This is a genomic window from Cupriavidus sp. MP-37 (genome assembly GCF_020618415.1).
Taxonomy (GTDB): domain Bacteria; phylum Pseudomonadota; class Gammaproteobacteria; order Burkholderiales; family Burkholderiaceae; genus Cupriavidus.
The window spans coordinates 1,438,906-1,454,486 of sequence record NZ_CP085345.1; the positions used below are offsets into that span (position 1 = coordinate 1,438,906).

14 protein-coding genes are annotated in these 15,581 nt (G+C 67.9%); 2 read left to right on the plus strand and 12 right to left on the minus strand.

From position 1 onward, the window contains the following. Window positions 1-23: 23 nt before the first annotated feature. Window positions 24-1,076: a YhcG family protein gene (locus LIN44_RS22875; protein WP_227314562.1), complete on the minus strand. Its 1,053-nt coding sequence runs from the start codon at window positions 1,074-1,076 to the stop codon at window positions 24-26. A 225-nt stretch (window positions 1,077-1,301) separates the two neighbouring features. On the opposite strand from LIN44_RS22875, the gene LIN44_RS22880 reads away from it, so the two are divergent. Continuing rightward, window positions 1,302-2,351 (plus strand): phytoene/squalene synthase family protein, encoded by a 1,050-nt coding sequence (locus LIN44_RS22880; RefSeq protein ID WP_227314563.1) that lies wholly within the window; start codon window positions 1,302-1,304, stop codon window positions 2,349-2,351. A gap of 21 nt (window positions 2,352-2,372) precedes the next feature. Here the strand turns inward: LIN44_RS22880 and LIN44_RS22885 are convergent, their stop codons facing one another. The 8 genes from LIN44_RS22885 to LIN44_RS22920 form a co-directional block, all read right to left on the minus strand. Then, window positions 2,373-3,029 (minus strand): DUF799 domain-containing protein, encoded by a 657-nt coding sequence (locus LIN44_RS22885; RefSeq protein ID WP_227314564.1) that lies wholly within the window; start codon window positions 3,027-3,029, stop codon window positions 2,373-2,375. Further along, complete coding sequence (locus LIN44_RS22890) at window positions 3,026-3,460, minus strand: DUF4810 domain-containing protein (RefSeq protein ID WP_227314565.1); 435 nt, start codon at window positions 3,458-3,460, stop codon at window positions 3,026-3,028. The genes LIN44_RS22885 and LIN44_RS22890 overlap by 4 nt, the downstream gene beginning before the upstream one ends. Window positions 3,461-3,502: 42 nt before the next feature. Beyond that, window positions 3,503-4,177, minus strand: a complete 675-nt coding sequence (locus tag LIN44_RS22895; RefSeq protein WP_227316406.1) for a CsgG/HfaB family protein — start codon at window positions 4,175-4,177, stop codon at window positions 3,503-3,505. Window positions 4,178-4,437: 260 nt separating this feature from the next. Next, window positions 4,438-5,445 carry a tripartite tricarboxylate transporter substrate binding protein gene (locus LIN44_RS22900; protein WP_227314566.1) on the minus strand — a complete coding sequence of 336 codons (1,008 nt, stop codon included), beginning with the start codon at window positions 5,443-5,445 and terminating at the stop codon, window positions 4,438-4,440. Between the two features lie 208 nt (window positions 5,446-5,653). Beyond that, a complete protein-coding gene (locus LIN44_RS22905; protein WP_227314567.1) occupies window positions 5,654-6,385 on the minus strand; it encodes an SDR family NAD(P)-dependent oxidoreductase in 732 nt (243 codons plus the stop codon). A gap of 193 nt (window positions 6,386-6,578) precedes the next feature. Then, window positions 6,579-7,781: a 3-oxoadipyl-CoA thiolase gene (pcaF, locus tag LIN44_RS22910; protein WP_227314568.1), complete on the minus strand. Its 1,203-nt coding sequence runs from the start codon at window positions 7,779-7,781 to the stop codon at window positions 6,579-6,581. A 40-nt stretch (window positions 7,782-7,821) separates the two neighbouring features. Continuing rightward, complete coding sequence (locus tag LIN44_RS22915) at window positions 7,822-8,460, minus strand: CoA transferase subunit B (RefSeq protein WP_227314569.1); 639 nt, start codon at window positions 8,458-8,460, stop codon at window positions 7,822-7,824. A 22-nt stretch (window positions 8,461-8,482) separates the two neighbouring features. After that, a complete protein-coding gene (locus LIN44_RS22920; protein WP_227314570.1) occupies window positions 8,483-9,145 on the minus strand; it encodes a 3-oxoacid CoA-transferase subunit A in 663 nt (220 codons plus the stop codon). Between the two features lie 525 nt (window positions 9,146-9,670). Between LIN44_RS22920 and LIN44_RS22925 the strand changes: the two genes are divergently transcribed. Further along, window positions 9,671-9,883, plus strand: coding sequence for a hypothetical protein (locus LIN44_RS22925; protein ID WP_227314571.1), 213 nt, complete (start codon window positions 9,671-9,673; stop codon window positions 9,881-9,883). A gap of 16 nt (window positions 9,884-9,899) precedes the next feature. Here the strand turns inward: LIN44_RS22925 and LIN44_RS22930 are convergent, their stop codons facing one another. From LIN44_RS22930 to LIN44_RS22940, 3 genes are all read right to left on the minus strand, one after another. Then, complete coding sequence (locus LIN44_RS22930; RefSeq protein WP_227314572.1) at window positions 9,900-12,962, minus strand: AAA family ATPase; 3,063 nt, start codon at window positions 12,960-12,962, stop codon at window positions 9,900-9,902. Then, window positions 12,959-14,107: an exonuclease SbcCD subunit D gene (locus tag LIN44_RS22935; RefSeq protein WP_227314573.1), complete on the minus strand. Its 1,149-nt coding sequence runs from the start codon at window positions 14,105-14,107 to the stop codon at window positions 12,959-12,961. The genes LIN44_RS22930 and LIN44_RS22935 overlap by 4 nt, the downstream gene beginning before the upstream one ends. A gap of 106 nt (window positions 14,108-14,213) precedes the next feature. Further along, on the minus strand, window positions 14,214-15,578 hold the full coding sequence (locus tag LIN44_RS22940) for a sigma 54-interacting transcriptional regulator (protein ID WP_227314574.1): 1,365 nt from the start codon (window positions 15,576-15,578) through the stop codon (window positions 14,214-14,216). Between the last annotated feature and the right edge of the window lie 3 nt (window positions 15,579-15,581).

The following is a 15,581-nucleotide window of genomic DNA, read 5'->3' on the forward strand; positions in this document are numbered from 1 at the left end:
GTCACGGGGCGTATACCACTCCACTATGGCTTGCGGGATGGCCGGGCACCGTTGGCTTCCGATTCCAATTCGGACTCGATCTGCTCGATAGAAGGCAAGTCAGAAGTCAGCAGATCAGGAATTTCCCGTAAGAGCTGATATTCGGCTACGCCCATTGGCTTGGCGAGGCCTCGCAGCGCATATTCGGCAACCAATCGATTGCGCTCCTTGCACAGCAGCAAGCCGATCGACGGGCGGTCATCCGGCGCCTTGAGTTGGCTATCGATGGCCGACAAATAGAAGTTCAACTGGCCGGCGAACTCTGGTCTGAAAGGCGTTGTCTTCAGTTCGACTGCCACATAGCAGCGTAACTTCAGATGGTAGAACAGCAAATCAATATAGAACTCTTCGCCGCCAACTTCGAGTCGGTACTGCTGCCCCAAAAAGGCAAAGCCCGCGCCGAGCTCCAGCAGGAAGCGCGTGATGTGTTGCGTGAGCGCGCGCTCAATGTCACGTTCGCGCGCGTCGGCGGCCAGGCCCAGGAAGTCGAAGATGTATGGATCCTTTAGCGCGTCCCTGGCCAGGTCCGAATGTGCGGGCGGCAGCCGTTCCGCAAAATTGCTGACTGCGCCACCTTGCCGGTCATGCAAGCGCGTCTCGATCTGAAAAACCAGCACGTTGCGCGACCAGCCGTGTTCCGCTGCCTGAATGGCATACCACTCGCGTGCCTCACGCTTCTTGACCTTGTCTAGCAGCGTGCACCAATGGAACCAGGGCAATTGTGCAGCAGCCTGCTGCACAAATTCCCCACTCGGCCAAGCTTGCGCCAAAGCACGCATGTATTTCAGGTTGCGTGGCGAAAATCCTTTCATGTCTGGAAACGTCTTGCGGAGATCGTGCGCAAGGCGGTCAATGGTCCTTGCACCCCAGCCCTGGCGTTTCTGGCGATCGAGAATATCGCTTCCGATCTGCCAGTAGAGGACGACCAGTTCCCGATTGACGGAAAGGGCAGCACGTCGGCGCGCTTGCTCGACTCTTGTTTTCAGGTCAGCCAACCACGACAGGTAATCAGCATTCGACGGCGATACGTTAGCCATGCGGCAAGCGCCGGGAAACCAGCGGAAGCAGGGATCCTGGACATTTTCAGTATGGGCTTAGCGCCATCAATATCCAGACCGTGAAATTCAGAGGGCTCTCAACGGCAAGCCCGCTTGCGGACCCAGCCTTTGCCAAGCCGGACGAAGGTACAATGCCCCTGCCTGGCACCATGGCCAGCCAGACCCGTCACTCTGCAAACCGCTTTCAGGAACAGGACACCAGCCATGGGCAACACCAGCCGTGCTTTCCTTCTCGGTCCGCTGCTCAAAGGCGTCTCGCGTTCGTTCTATCTCACACTGCGCGTGCTGCCCGCCGGCATGCGCGAACCGGCGGGGCTGGCTTACCTGCTGGCGCGTGCGGCCGATACGATTGCCGATACCGCGCTGATCCCGCCGGCGCGGCGGCTGACGTTGCTGCTGTCGCTGCGCGAGCAGGTCAACGGCACCGCCGGAGGCGCGACCCCTGCCATCGATATCGCGGCGGAAGTGGCCGGGCACCAGGAGCAGTCGGACGAGCGCCTGCTGCTTGCATCGCTGGAGCCTGCGCTGGCGGTGCTGACGCAGCTTGGCGCGGCCGACCGGCAAGCGGTACGGCAGATCGTGTCGACGCTGACCGAAGGCATGGAATTTGACCTGCGCACGTTTCCAGACGAAGGTTCCGGCCGCGTGGCCGCGCTGAGCGACTGCGACGCGCTGGACCGCTATACCTACATGGTCGCCGGATGCGTGGGCGAATTCTGGACGCGCATGACCAGCGCCCGGGTGCCGGCTGCGATCGGCGACAGCGGGGCCATGCTGCGCCGCGGCGTTCGCTTCGGCAAGGCCCTGCAAATGACCAACGTGCTGCGCGACTGCGGCAAGGACCTGAGCATCGGCCGCTGCTACCTGCCTCAGACGATGCTGGAGCGGCACGGCTTGCGCGCGGCGGACCTGCTGGGCCCGGACGCCTCGGCGTTGGCGCGGCCCCTGATGTTCGAGCTGGTGCGCAAGACGCTGGAACACTTCGACGAGGCGCTGGCGTACACGCTGGCCATCCCCACGCGCTTCGTCAGGCTGCGGCTGGCGTGCCTTTGGCCGGTGCTGATCGGCATGGAGACCTTGCTGCGCCTGGTCCGCAACGACGACTGGCTGGATCCGGCAAAGGCGTCCAGGCTGCCGCGCAGCGCGGTTTACCGGATCCTTGCCGGTTCGCTGCCGGCGGTGCTGTCGAACGGCCGCTTGCGGCGGTGGTTTGCGCGTCTGCGGCGGGACATCGACGCCGCCGTCGTCCGCTGACGCGCACCGGGTCGTTGCTGCTCAGTCCGACTGGTACTTCGGCGAGCGCGGCCCATACAGCAGGCCGCCGGGCTGGCCCGCTGCCAGCAGCCGGTAGCTGGTGCTGCCGGCAACGGTGTAGCTGGCGTCCATGGTGTGGTTCATCGCCTGCGTGATGGCCGCACTTATCAGCATGCCGATCAGCCCGCCGCCGCTGCTCGAGCTGTCGGTGGCGGCTACGGCGGTGCCGGACCACAAGACATCGCCCTTCTTCAGGTCGACCAGCTTGGCGTTTGCCGCCACCCGCGTCACGCTGCTGAGGATCTGGTAGCGGGAGCCATACTCGGTCACGGTGACATACAGCGCCGCATCCGCGCCAAAGATCTCGTGCAGCTTGGCCAGTGGCAGGGCATGGATCTCGTCCGGCACCGTCAGGCCGTTCTGCCGGAAGGTTTCGTCGACCACGGCCACGGGCAGCACGTAGTAGCCCGATTCCGCCAGCGGGAAGGTGGCTTGCGACAGCATGGCATAGGTGGCCTTGATGTCCGGCGAGGTGTTCTGCGGCGGCAATACCACGATCGAGCGCGGCCGGCTGGCCTTGAAGGCGGAGTAATCGACCTGCTTGGTCGGCACGGCACAGCCAGCGAACAGCATGGCCATGGCCACGCCTGCGACATAGGTGAGGAGGCGGCGCATCATTGGGGGCTCCCTGCGGTGCTGGCGGTACCGGCGTCCTTGCTTGCGGCGGCGCCGGTCTTGATCTCGGTGCGGGTGTCGCTCTTCACGTTCCGGAGCAGGAAATCCATATATTGCGTCGATTCCGGAAACAGCGTCTTTTCGGTCTGGAATTCCTTGATCATCTGGTCGCCCTTGCCGATGTTCAGGTACAGCAAGCCAAGCTGGGCGTGATAGCCCGGCGGCACCGACCCGCTCTGCGCCTGGATCTTCTGCAGCCCGCTTTCCAGGGCCGTGATCTGGGCTTCCTTCGATTCGCCCTTGAAATACTCGTAGACCTGCGTCTGATACCCCTCCCACTGGTACATGGGCTTGGGCGCCGCGCAACCGGCAAGCAGGATGCTGCCGGCGGCCGACAATATTGCTGCGCGATGCAGCATGACCGTGTTCATCATTGTTGTTCTCGTTGCGTTGGACTCAGCGCCGTGACCGGGCGCTTATTGCTGGGCCGGCTTCCAGGCGCCCGTCTCGATGGCGCTGACCAGGTTGTTCACGGCCTCGCGCATGGCCAGGTCCATGACCTTGCCGTTGAGGGTCGAGTCATAACTGGCCGTGCCGCCAAAACCGATCACCTCGCGGTTCGACAGCTTGTATTCGCCCGCGCCTTGCGTGGCATAGACCACTTCCGAGGTGTTGATGTTGACGATGTTGAGATTGACCTTGGCATAGGCCACCTGCTCGCGGCCGCGGCCGAGAATGCCGAACAACTGCACGTCGCCGACTTCCTTGCGGCCGAACTCGGTAATGTCGCCGGTCACCACATAGTCGGCGCCCTTGAGGCGTTGCGCCTGGTTCTTGATCGCCGCCTCGCGCTTGATTTCCGCCAGGTTCTCGCGCTCCAGCACATTGAAGCGGTTGGTCTGCTGCAGATGGGTCACGAGGCTGGTCTTGGCCTGGCCGCTCAGGCGGTCGATGCCGTCCGAAAACACCCCGCGCATGTAGTTGGAACGGTTGTCGAACTTGCCGACGGCAATCGGCGTGCGCACGCCCTGGTAGGGCCGGCTGGCGCTCTCCACCTTCTGTACCGGCAAGGCGGTCGAGGTCTCGGTAGCGCAGCCTGCCAGCAGCAGCGCGGCGGCGGCGGCGGCGGCGAGCAGGCAGCACGATTTCATGGTCTTCACTTGGTCTTCTCCCTGTTGTGATTGAGCGGATGCCATGGTCCGGGCGCACCATGGCGGCCCGCGGCGCGCCATGCTACACCGTGTCCGGTGACGGACAGTCAATCTGGATCAACGGGTTGGCGCGGCGGGTACACGGATCGCAGTCCTGTCTTACGGCAGGAACTGGCCAATCCTTAGCCGCGCGTGGCGAAGAAAAAAAAAAACCGGCCCAACGGGCCGGTTCGATACTGCAGCAAGAGCCTGGCGGATACTCAATCCACCGTCGCCCCCGACGCCTTCACCACCTTCGCCCACTTGGCCGTTTCCGACTTCATGAACGCAGCCAGCTGCGCCGGCTTTTCCGGGTTGGGTTCGGCGCCCTGGTCGGCCATCTGCTTCTTCACGTCGGGCATGGCCAGGATCTTCACCAGCTCGGCGTTGAGGCGGTCGACGATGGCCTGCGGCGTGCCGCCGGTGGCGTACAGCGCGAACCACGAGGTGGCTTCATAGCCCGGCACGCCGGATTCGGCCACGGTCGGCACGTTGGGCAGCGCCGGCGAGCGCTTGGCCGAGGTCACGGCCAGCGCGCGCAGCTTGCCCGCCTTCACGTGCGGGTACGACGACGGCATGTTGTCGAACATCAGGCCGATCTGGTTGCCCAGCAGGTCGTTCACGGCCGGCGCGCTGCCCTTGTAGGGGATGTGCTGGATATGCAGGCCGGTCATCGAGTTGAACAGCTCACCCGACAGGTGCATCGACGAGCCGCTGCCCGACGAGCCGTACGACAGCTTGTCCGGGTTGGCCTTGACGTAGGCGATCAGCTCCTTGATGTTGTTGACCGGCACCTTGGGGTTGGCCACCACCAGGTTCGGCACCATCGCCACGCGGCTGATCGGGGCGAAGTCCTTGACCGGGTCGTACGGCAGCTTGGAGTACAGCGACTGGTTGATCGCGTGCGTGCCGATGGTGCCCATGAACAGCGTGTAGCCGTCGCCCGGAGCCTTGGCGGCGAGCGAGGCGCCGATGTTGCCGCCCGCGCCCGGACGGTTGTCGATCACCACCGGCTGGCCGAGCGCCTTGCCCAGCTGCAGGCCGACGATGCGCGCCAGGATGTCGGTGGTGCCGCCGGCCGAGAACGGCACGATCAGCGTGATCGGCTTGGTCGGATAGCCGCCCTGTGCATGGGCCGCGCCGGCAAAGCCGGCGATGGTGGTGGCCAGCGCCACGCCGGCGGCAAGCAGGCGGCGGCGCGTGGTGGAGGTTTGGGAATCTTGTCTCATCGGTAATGCTCCGGTGCTATGTCGTTCCGGCGGTGATCGGGTACCGCGGGAGGTTGTGCTGAATGGCGTGATTGCCGTTCCCGAACGGAGCGCGCACACGCGCGCTTCCGGTGGGCGACCCGCGCTTAACGCTTAAGGGCCGCCATGCGTGACGCTTGGTTAACGTCTCTTCTTGTTGAATGCTTGAGTCGCGCAGGCCGGCCGGTCTTTACACCGGCGCAACGCCCAGCGTGGTGCCGCCGCACACGTACAGCACCTGGCCGGTGACGAAGCCGTTGTCGGGCGACAGGAAGAACATCGCAGCGCGCGCGACGTCTTCGGGCGTGCCCATGCGCTTGACGGTGATGCTGGCGAGGATGCGCTTGGTCTGCTCGGCGCCTTCCGGATTGCTCTTGCGGAACAGCTCGGTGGCGATCGGGCCCGGCGCCACCGCGTTGACGGTGATGCCGTCGCCGCCCAGCTCCATCGCCAGCGTGCGCGTCATGCCGATCAGGCCGGCCTTGGTGGCGGAGTACACCACGCGCTCGGGCTTGCCCAGCGCCGCGCGCGAGGCCATGTTGACGATGCGGCCGAAGCCTGCGGCGCGCATCGCGGGCAGGCAGGCTTGCAGCAGCAACAGCGGCGCCTGCAGGTGCAGACCGGTCACGTAGTCCAAATCGGCGACGGTGGCGCTGGTGGCGGTGCCGGGGCGCGTGGCACCGGCATTGTTCACCAGGCGCGTGACGGCAAAACGCGACGTGACCTGCTCCGCCACGGCGCGGGTGGCCTCGGCGTCGGTCAGGTCGGCCTGGAAGAAGGTCATGTTGGGATGCGACCACGCCGGCTCGGCATAGTCGACATTGACCACCTGGGTCACGCCATCGGCCAGCAGCATTTCACAGATGGCGCGGCCGATGCCGGAACTGCCGCCGGTGACGAGGGTGGCTGGGGGGAGGGACATCTTTGGACTCACTTTCAAAACGACTGCGGACTGCGGTCTTGCTCCCCTCTCCCGCGTGCGGGAGAGGGGCCGGGGGTGAGGGCAGGACCTTGCATACCAGAGCGACTGACTTCGTTGATGCGCTCGCCCTCACCCCAACCCTCTCCCGCAAGCGGGAGAGGGAGCAAACAAGCGGTAGTACTGACAGCCGCGCTCAAACCCGCTCGATCACCATCGCAATGCCCTGCCCCACGCCGATGCACATCGTGCACAGCGCGAAGCGGCCGCCGGTGCGGTGCAGCTGGTACATCGCGGTGGTCACCAGGCGCGCGCCGCTCATGCCGAGCGGGTGGCCCAGCGCGATCGCGCCGCCGTTGGGGTTGACACGCTGGTCGTCGTCGGCAACGCCGAGTTCGCGCAGCACGGCCAGGCCCTGTGCGGCAAACGCTTCGTTCAGCTCGATCACGTCGATCTGGTCCAGCGTCATGCCGAGTTGCTTGAGCAGCTTCTGCGTCGCCGGCGCCGGGCCGATGCCCATCACGCGCGGCGCCACGCCGGCGGTGGCCATGCCGACGATGCGCGCGCGCGGGGTCAGGCCGTGTTGCTTGATGCCGGCTTCGCTCGCCAGCAGCAGCGCGCAGGCGCCGTCATTCACGCCCGAGGCATTGCCGGCGGTCACGGTGCCGTCAGGACGGACCACGCCGCGCAGCTTGGCCAGCGCTTCCATGCTGGTGGCGCGCGGGTGCTCGTCGCGCTCGACCACGATGGCATCGCCCTTCTTCTGCGGGATCGTGACGGCGGTGATTTCCTGCGCGAGCGTGCCGTCGGCCTGCGCGCGCGAGGCCTTTTCCTGGCTGCGCAGCGCCATCAGGTCCTGGTCTTCGCGGCTGATCTTGTAGTCGGTGGCGACGTTCTCGGCGGTCTCGGGCATCGAGTCCACGCCGTAGGCGGCGCGCATCGCCGGATTGATGAAGCGCCAGCCGATGGTGGTATCGAAGATCTGCGCATCGCGCGAGAACGCGCTGGTGGCCTTGCCCATCACGAACGGGGCGCGGCTCATGCTTTCCACGCCGCCGGCGATCATCAGGTGGGCTTCGCCCGCCTTGATCGCGCGCGCGGCGGTGCCGGTGGCGTCCATGCCGGAACCGCACAGGCGGTTGATGGTGGCGCCCGGCACGTCCTGCGGCAGGCCCGCCAGCAGCGACGACATGCGCGCCACGTTGCGGTTGTCTTCGCCGGCCTGGTTGGCGTTGCCGTAGATCACGTCATCGATGGCCTTCCAGTCGACGTTGGCATTGCGGGCCATCAGCGCCTTCAGCGGCACCGCGCCGAGGTCGTCCGCGCGCACCGCGGACAGGCTGCCGCCGTAGCGGCCGATGGGGGTGCGGATGGCGTCGCAGATAAAGGCTTCGGTCATGGTGCGTCTCTCTCGTTGTGATGGATATCGATGCGGGCGCTCAGGCCTGCTTCAGGGGCACGCCGGTCAGGCGCTGCAGTTCGTCAAAGCTCAGGCCCTCCACCAGGTCGCGCGCAACCAGGCCGTCGGCGGTGACGTCGAGCGTGGCAAGGTCAGTGTAGATGCGCGTCACGCAGCCGATGCCGGTGAGCGGATAGGTGCATTGCGCCACGATCTTGCTTTCGCCCTGCTTGGTCAGGTGCTCCATCATCACGAACACCTGCTTGGCGCCGATCGCCAGGTCCATCGCGCCGCCCACGGCGGGGATGGCGCCCGGTGCGCCGGTGTGCCAGTTGGCCAGGTCGCCCTGCTGCGACACCTGGAACGCGCCCAGCACGCAGAAGTCGAGATGGCCGCCACGCATCATCGCGAACGAATCGGCGTGGTGGAAGTACGAGCCACCCGGCTTGATCGTCACCGGCTGCTTGCCGGCGTTGATCAGGTCGCCGTCTTCCTCGCCGGGCGCGGGCGCCGGGCCCATGCCGAGCAGGCCGTTCTCGCTGTGCAGCAGGATTTCCTTGTCCGCCGGCAGGTGGTTGCCGACCAGGGTGGGCAGGCCGATGCCGAGGTTGACCACGGCACCGTCGGGAATGTCTTTGGCCACGCGGGCGGCCATCTGATCGCGGGTCAGGCGTTGCATGCTGTTTCTCCTGTATTCGCGCTCAGGCGACCTTGACGACACGCTTGACGAACAGGCCCGGCGTGACGATGTGCTCGGGATCCATCTCGCCCAGCTCGACCACGCGGGTGACCTGCACGATCGCGCATTTGGCGGCCATCGCCATGATCGGGCCGAAGTTGCGCGCGGTCTTGCGGTAGGTCAGGTTGCCCCAGCGGTCGGCGGTGTCGGCCTTGATCAGCGCAAAGTCGGCGTGGATCGGGGTTTCGAACACATAGCCCTGGCCGTCGATGATGCGGGTTTCCTTGCCCTCGGCCAGCGGCGTGCCGTAGGCGGTGCGGGTGAAGAAGCCGCCGATGCCGGCGCCGGCGGCGCGGATGCGCTCGGCCAGGTTGCCCTGCGGCACCAGCTCCAGCTCGATCTCGCCGGCGTGGTAGAGCGAATCGAACACGTAGGAATCCGCCTGGCGCGGGAACGAGCAGATGATCTTGCGCACGCGCCTGGTCTTGAGCAGCGCGGCCAGCCCGGTGTCGCCGTTGCCGGCGTTGTTGTTGACGATGGTGAGGTCGCGCGCGCCCTGCGCGATCAGCGCGTCGATCAGTTCCGCGGGCATGCCTGCCAGGCCGAAGCCGCCGGTCAGGATGGTGGCGCCGTCGTGGATGCCGGCAACCGCCGCTTCCACCGAGTCGTATAGCTTGTTGATCACTTGCGTTCCAGGTCGGAAGATCCGACAGGCTACCGGAGCGGGCCGCAAGCCGCGGCGCATGAAAGACGGTCTCCGGTAATCCTGCCGGAAGGATGTTCGTTGCGGCGGGCGGCGTGGCCTGCCCGGTGAACGAGTCCAGCAGTCTGCGCGTGCTCTGCTTTGGTTGAAGTGGACCAGGCACTCGTCGATCGAACCTTCGGACAAGCCGGGAAAAAACCGGGATATACCGAAATGTTCGATATACGAACTTGAATTCGCAGAATGAACAGATTACACCCCGGCGTCGCCGACGGTCAAGCCGACCGGGCGGTCGGCCAACCGGTTTGTGCGATCACCGCGCACGGGTGACGCGCACAGCCCGTGTGTAGGACAGAGCCGACATCACAATCGGCTCGCACGGGATAGGGCGCGATGCCGGCCAGGCCTATCGTTGAAACAGAACAAGGCAGCGCCGTACAGCAGCCACCGGACCACCCGGCTCAGCAGGCCTGCCTGGCAACACACAAGAACGAGGAGCCCGTCATCATGGCCACCGCCAACGTCCCGTTTTCTTCCACACCCCATGCAGCAGCGCTCGCCCGCATCCTGCATGTCACCCGCCATGCCTGGGCGATGGACAATCACCCGCTGCAAGCCACGCCGGCGCTTTCGCGCCGCGCCCGCCTGGCCCGCTCGGCCGCCCGCGCCTTCGAGGCGCAGGTGATGGCGATCCGCTGCCGCCAGGCCGTCGTCGCCTGACCCTTTCCGCCCCCGCCTAGGCCGCTACCGGCACACCAGTCAGCAGCACGCGGCTGCCGCCCGTGCCGGGGCGCACTTCCAGCCGTACATCGATACGTTCGCGCAGCTCGGTCACGTGCGAGATGATGCCGACCAGGCGCCCGGCCTGCTGCAGGTCGAGCAAGGTGCGCAGGGCGAAGTCCAGGCTTTCGGGATCGAGCGTGCCGAAGCCTTCGTCGACGAACAGCGTGTCGAGCTGGATGCCGCCCGAGCGCGACTGCACCACGTCGGCCAGGCCCAGCGCCAACGATAGCGACGCGAGAAAGCCTTCGCCGCCCGAGAGCGTATTGGCCGGCCGCGCCGCGCCGGTATCATGGTCGAACACTTCGATATCGAGCCCGCCGGCGCTGCGCTGGTCGGCCTGCTCGCGCACGCGCTGCAGCACATAACGGCCGCGGCTCATCGCCAGCAGGCGCATGGACGCGGCTTCCAGCACCTCGTCGAGCAGCGTGGCCAGCACGAAGCGCTGGAACGTCATGCGGCGCGGGTTGTTGCCGTTGGCCACTTCGGCCAGCCGGCCCAGCACGGCAAAGCGGGCTTCGATGTCGCGGCCTTCCTGGTCCAGCTGCTGCAGCCGCTGCTGGCATTGCACCAGCGCGTCGCGCGAACGGCCGCGCTCGGCCTGTTGCCGCACCAGGTCCTCCACCTTCGCCGCGGCAGCCCCCAGCGCTGCGCGCAGCCCGTCGAGGTCGGGCGCATCGAGCGCTTGCGCGGCAGCTTCGGCGCGTTCGCGCCGGTCCGCGGCGGCGGCCAGTTGGCTGTCGAACGTGCGCAGCGTGGCGTCGAGCGCCTGCATCGCGTCGTCATCGAGACACGCCTCGGCATGCGCGCGGGCATCGCCAAAACCGTGCTGGACGAGCGCCTGCGCCAATGCCGCGTCGGCGTTGGCCAGGCGTTCAGCGGTCTGCGCCTGGGCCTGCCGTGCCGACACCAGCGCGGCCTGCGCAGCGGCAGCTTCTGCAGCGGCCTGCCGCTCGGCCGCCTGCGCCGTCGCCAGCGCTTGCTCAAGCCCGGCCAGCGCGACCTGCGCCTGGCGCAGTGCCTCGCCCAGGGCCACCGGATCGCGCGAATCCTCAGGCATTTGCGCGCTTTCGGCTTGCCATTCGCCGCGGCGATGCGCCAGCGCCTGCGCGGCGGCATCGGCCAGCGCAACGGCATCGCGGTGCGCGGCTTCGGCGCTGTCGCGCGCCGCGCGCGCGGTCGCGATCGCGGCCTCGCGCTGCGCCAGGCTGGCCGACGCCTGCCGCTGCTGCGCGAGTGCCGCTTGCCGCGACTGGATCTCGGCGTTAAGGCTGGCGGCCGCCTCCTCGCTGGCATCGCCCAGTTCCGCGGCCAGTTCTTCCACCCGCTCGCGTGCCTGCGCGATCGCCAGCTGCGCGGCCTGGTGCTGGGCGGTACAGCGCACCGCTTCGGCTTCCGCTTCCAGCAGGGCGTGACGCGCGGCCTCCAGCGCCACGTCCGACAGCGGCTGCGCCACGTGCCGGGCCGGCTCGGGATGCGCGGTGCTGCCGCAGACCGGGCAGGCATCGCCGGCCGCCAGGCTCTGCGCCAGGCGGGCGGCCTGGCCGGCGCGCCACGCGGCTTCAGCTTCGGCCAGCGCGGTGCGGCAGCGGTCGCGCTGATGCAACGCCTGCTGTTCGGCTTGCACATGCCCGGCGGCGTGCGTATTCGCGGCGTCCAGCGAACGCGCCGCTTGCCGGTACCGTTCGAATTGCCGCGCGCGATCCTGCAGCGCGGCCAGCTGCAAGGCAGTGGTCTGTGCCTGCGCCGCGGCGAGCTGCGCCTGCGCCAGTGCCGATTCGGCGGCCACCGCGGCAGCACGGCTGGTGTCCAGCTGCGCCGCGGCGCGATCGCGCGCGGCGGCGGCGGCGGCCTGCCTGGCTTCGGCCTCCTGCAACGCGCGATGCAAGGCACCCATCCGCTGCGCGCGCGGCAGCATCGCCTCGAGTTGCGCTACGCGGCGCTGCGCGGCCTGGCGTGCGTCGGCCTGCTGCACCTGCGCCTGCAAGGCCGCGGCAGCCAGCGTGGCCCGTTGCCCGGCATGCGCGGCGTGCTCGGTCGCCTGCGCCAATGCCGCCGCACCAGCGCTGTGATCGCGCTGCGCGGCCTGTGCGGCCAGCACCACCGGCATCACGCGCGCGGCGCGCTGGGCCGCATGCAAGCGGCTGCGCTGGTCATCCATGGCGGCCTGCCGCGCCAGCAGCGCGGCATGGGCGGCCTGCGCCTGCGCGCGCTCCTGCAAGCGCGCCGCCACCTGCTCGCCGGCCGCCAGCGCCGCCTGCGCGGCGGCTTGCGCGGCGCGTGCGCCTTGCTCCTGGCCTTGCAGCGCCTGCAGTTCGGCCTGCATGGTCGCGATGCTGTCCGACAACGCTTGTGCCGACTCCACCCCGGCCTGCCGCAACGCTTCCTCGCGCTGGATGGCGATGCGCTCGGCGCCGCGCCGGATGCCCGCGGCCTCGGTCTTCAGCAGCTCTTCCACGCGGCGGTACAGCTCGGTGCGGAACAGCCGCTCCAGGATCGCCTGCCGCGCCTGCGAGCTGGCGGTCAGCAGTTCGCGGAAGCGCCCCTGCGGCAACACGATCACCTGCCGGAACTGCGCGCTGTCGAACCCCAGCAGGTCACGCACGGCATCGGTGACCTTGCCCGGCTGGCTGGCCTTGCTGACCCAGCCATCGCCGTCGTGCAGATCCAGCTGCGCCCTGGCAGGCTCGGTCACCCAGCCCTCGCCGCGCTGTTTGGGCCGGTCCTGCATGGGCGAGCGCACCACGCGCCAGCGCTGCGCGCCAAGGCTGAATTCCAGCGTCACCTCGGTGCGCAAACCCGCGGCGGCATTGGCGCTGCGCATGGCCTGCGCGCTGCGCTCGCCGCCGGAGGTATCGCCATACAGCGCGAAGCAGATGGCATCGAGCAGCGTGGTCTTGCCCGCGCCGGTGGGGCCATGGATCAGCACGAAGGCCTGCTCGCCCAGCCGCGTGAAGTCGATCGCCTCGGTCGCGGCAAAGGGGCCGAACGCCTGCAGCGTCAGATGCAGCGGTCTCATGCCGACTCCCGCTCGGCCGCGGCGATGCCGGCCAGCACCTGGTCGAGCGCGGCGCGCTGGTCCGGGTCCAGCTCGGCATCGGCCACTTCGCGGAAGAAGCTGGCGAACAGCTCGCCCGTGCCCAGTTGCCGCAGCTTGCGGCCCGCCTCGGACGCGATGCCACTGCGCGCCAGCACCGTGCGCTCGATCGCCAGCGCGTTGGGATAGACCTGGCGCAGCCGCGCCATCGGATCCAGCAGCGCGCCGGTATCCGTGAGGCGCGCGTGGATGTAGTCGTCGCATTGCGGGTCGTCGGCGCCGGCGGCCAGCAACTGTGCCAGTTCGCCCTCGAGCACGCGCACGTCGCGCAGCGGCTGCAGCGTCAACGGCGTGATGGTGACGGCCCCGTCCGCATCCAGTTCGATGCACGACACCGACTTCTGGTGCGCGCATTCCGACAGCGAGTATTTCAGCAGCGAGCCCGCATAGTAGATGCGTCCGCCGCCCAGCGTCTGGGGCCGGTGCAGGTGGCCCAGCGCGACCAGGTCGAAGCCGGCGAACAGCTCCGCGGCCACGGCGCCGCTGCCACCGACCGACAGCGGCCGTTCGGATTCGCTGGCCGCGCCGCCCACCACGAAGGCATGGCCCACCACCACCGCGCGCACGCCCGGCGGATGCACCGCGCGGATGGCATCGAGCTGCGCGCGCAAGGCGGCTTCATGCGATGGCATGTCGGCGCCGATCGCATCGCGCACCACCGCGGGCTCGGCATACGGCAGCGCATAGACGCGGACTTCGCCGTGGGCATCGTGCAGGTGCACGCAACTGGCCTCGGGCAGCGTGCGGCCGGCCACGTGCAGCCCCTGCGCGCGCATCAGGCGTGCGCCGAATTCCAGCCGCTGCGCGCTGTCGTGGTTGCCGGCGATCATCACCACCGGCACGCCGGCGTCGACCACGATGCGGCCGAGCACGTCGTCGAGCAAGGCCACCGCCTCGGGCGGCGGCACGGCGCGGTCATAGACGTCGCCGGCAATCAGCACCGCATCCGGGCGCTCGGTGCGGACCAGTGCGACAAACTGGTCGAGGAGATGGGCCTGGTCTTCCAGCAGGCTGCGCGCATGGAAGAGGCGGCCAAGATGCCAGTCGGCGGTGTGGAGGAAACGCAATCCGGGGTCCGTTGGAGAATCGGCGAAACCCGCATCATAATGCGTCGCAGCCCCGGCGCCGGTCCAGCACCGGTTCAGGCGGGCACGGCCCTGATAACGATGGCGCTCAGACCGGCTCGGCCTCGCTGTCGGCGATCTGGTATTTGCGCATTTTTTCCCACAGCACCTTGCGGCTGATGCCCAGGCTGGCCGCCGTGTCCTGCCGCCGCCAGCCGTTGGCGTCGAGCGCGGCCAGGATGCGGCGGCGTTCTTCCATGTCGCCGCGCAGGTCGGCGCGCTCGCCGCCATCGAACGCGCCCGGATGCAGCGCGCGGAACAGCGGCCGGATCCGCTCCTCGTCCCAATGCCCGGTCTGCTGCACGGTGATGCCGACGCGCTCGGCGAGGTTGCGCAGCTCGCGCACGTTGCCGGTGAAGTAGGCGGTGCCGACCGCGCCCTTGAGCCAGTCCGGCATCGGCGGCAACGCGTCATAACCGGACGCGCCCAACATATGGCGCAGGAACGACTGCAGCAGCGCCACCTTGTCGGCCGGACCACGCTCTTCCAGGCTGGGAATGCGCATCTCGATCACCGCCAGGCGGAAGAACAGGTCGGCGCGGAAGCGCCCCTGCCGCACCGCGTCGCGCAAGTCCTTGTTGGTCGCCGCGACCAGCCGGAAATCCAGCTTGACCGCCAGCGTCGAGCCCAGCCGGGTGATCACGTTCTCTTCCAGCACGCGCAGCAGCTTGACCTGCTGGAACAGCGGCAGGTCGCCGATTTCATCGAGAAACAGCGTGCCGCCGTTGGCCTGCTCGAAATACCCGCGATGCGCGAACGAAGCGCCCGTGAACGCGCCCTTGGCGTGGCCGAAGAACTGTGACTCGAACAGTCCGTCGGGAATCGCGCCGCAGTTGACCGCGACGAACGGGCCCTTGCCGTAGGTGCTGTTGCGCTCATGGAACAGGCGCGCGATGCGCTCCTTGCCGGCACCGGTTTCGCCGTACAGCATCACGTTGCTGCCGAAGTCGGCAAAGGTTTCCACATGCTGCAGCAGCTGGCGCATCGCCGCGGAGCCAGCCACCAGGTCAGCCTCGCGCTCGCCTGGCGCGTCGGCCGCGAGCAGCTGCGGCAGCAGCTTGCCGATCTGGCTGCGCAGGTCGGCGCCGGTAAAGTCATCCGCCAGGATATGCGCGTACTCCGGCGGGAAGCGTCCGGGATCGGTCTCGCGCCCCGGTCCCGCCACCCAGATCACCGGCATGCCATGCGCGGCCTCCCAGTCCAGCGAAAAGCGCGCGGCGCCGATCACCGACACGCTGATCACCGCGATGCACGGCTTCAGGCGCGGCTCGGCCGGCAAGGCCTCGAGCGCGCCGGCCCGAATCACGTCCACGCCCAGCGGCGCGAGGAAACGCGTGACGCGGTCGGCAATCTCGTACTTGCCTTCCCACACGTACACTTCAAGGTTTTCGTAGGCCCAGCGGTCTGTCTTCATTCT

Excerpts from the sequence above, each read along its gene's own strand:
- LIN44_RS22925 (WP_227314571.1), top strand. The coding sequence starts at position 9,671 with ATGGCCACCGCCAACGTCCCGTTTTCTTCCACACCCCATGCAGCAGCG.
- LIN44_RS22930 (WP_227314572.1), bottom strand. The coding sequence starts at position 12,962 with ATGAGACCGCTGCATCTGACGCTGCAGGCGTTCGGCCCCTTTGCCGCG.
- LIN44_RS22905 (WP_227314567.1), bottom strand. The coding sequence starts at position 6,385 with ATGTCCCTCCCCCCAGCCACCCTCGTCACCGGCGGCAGTTCCGGCATC.
- LIN44_RS22940 (WP_227314574.1), bottom strand. The coding sequence starts at position 15,578 with ATGAAGACAGACCGCTGGGCCTACGAAAACCTTGAAGTGTACGTGTGG.
- LIN44_RS22880 (WP_227314563.1), top strand. The coding sequence starts at position 1,302 with ATGGGCAACACCAGCCGTGCTTTCCTTCTCGGTCCGCTGCTCAAAGGC.
- LIN44_RS22915 (WP_227314569.1), bottom strand. The coding sequence starts at position 8,460 with ATGCAACGCCTGACCCGCGATCAGATGGCCGCCCGCGTGGCCAAAGAC.
- LIN44_RS22900 (WP_227314566.1), bottom strand. The coding sequence starts at position 5,445 with ATGAGACAAGATTCCCAAACCTCCACCACGCGCCGCCGCCTGCTTGCC.
- LIN44_RS22875 (WP_227314562.1), bottom strand. The coding sequence starts at position 1,076 with ATGGCTAACGTATCGCCGTCGAATGCTGATTACCTGTCGTGGTTGGCT.
- LIN44_RS22895 (WP_227316406.1), bottom strand. The coding sequence starts at position 4,177 with ATGAAATCGTGCTGCCTGCTCGCCGCCGCCGCCGCCGCCGCGCTGCTG.
- pcaF (WP_227314568.1), bottom strand. The coding sequence starts at position 7,781 with ATGACCGAAGCCTTTATCTGCGACGCCATCCGCACCCCCATCGGCCGC.
- LIN44_RS22890 (WP_227314565.1), bottom strand. The coding sequence starts at position 3,460 with ATGATGAACACGGTCATGCTGCATCGCGCAGCAATATTGTCGGCCGCC.
- LIN44_RS22885 (WP_227314564.1), bottom strand. The coding sequence starts at position 3,029 with ATGATGCGCCGCCTCCTCACCTATGTCGCAGGCGTGGCCATGGCCATG.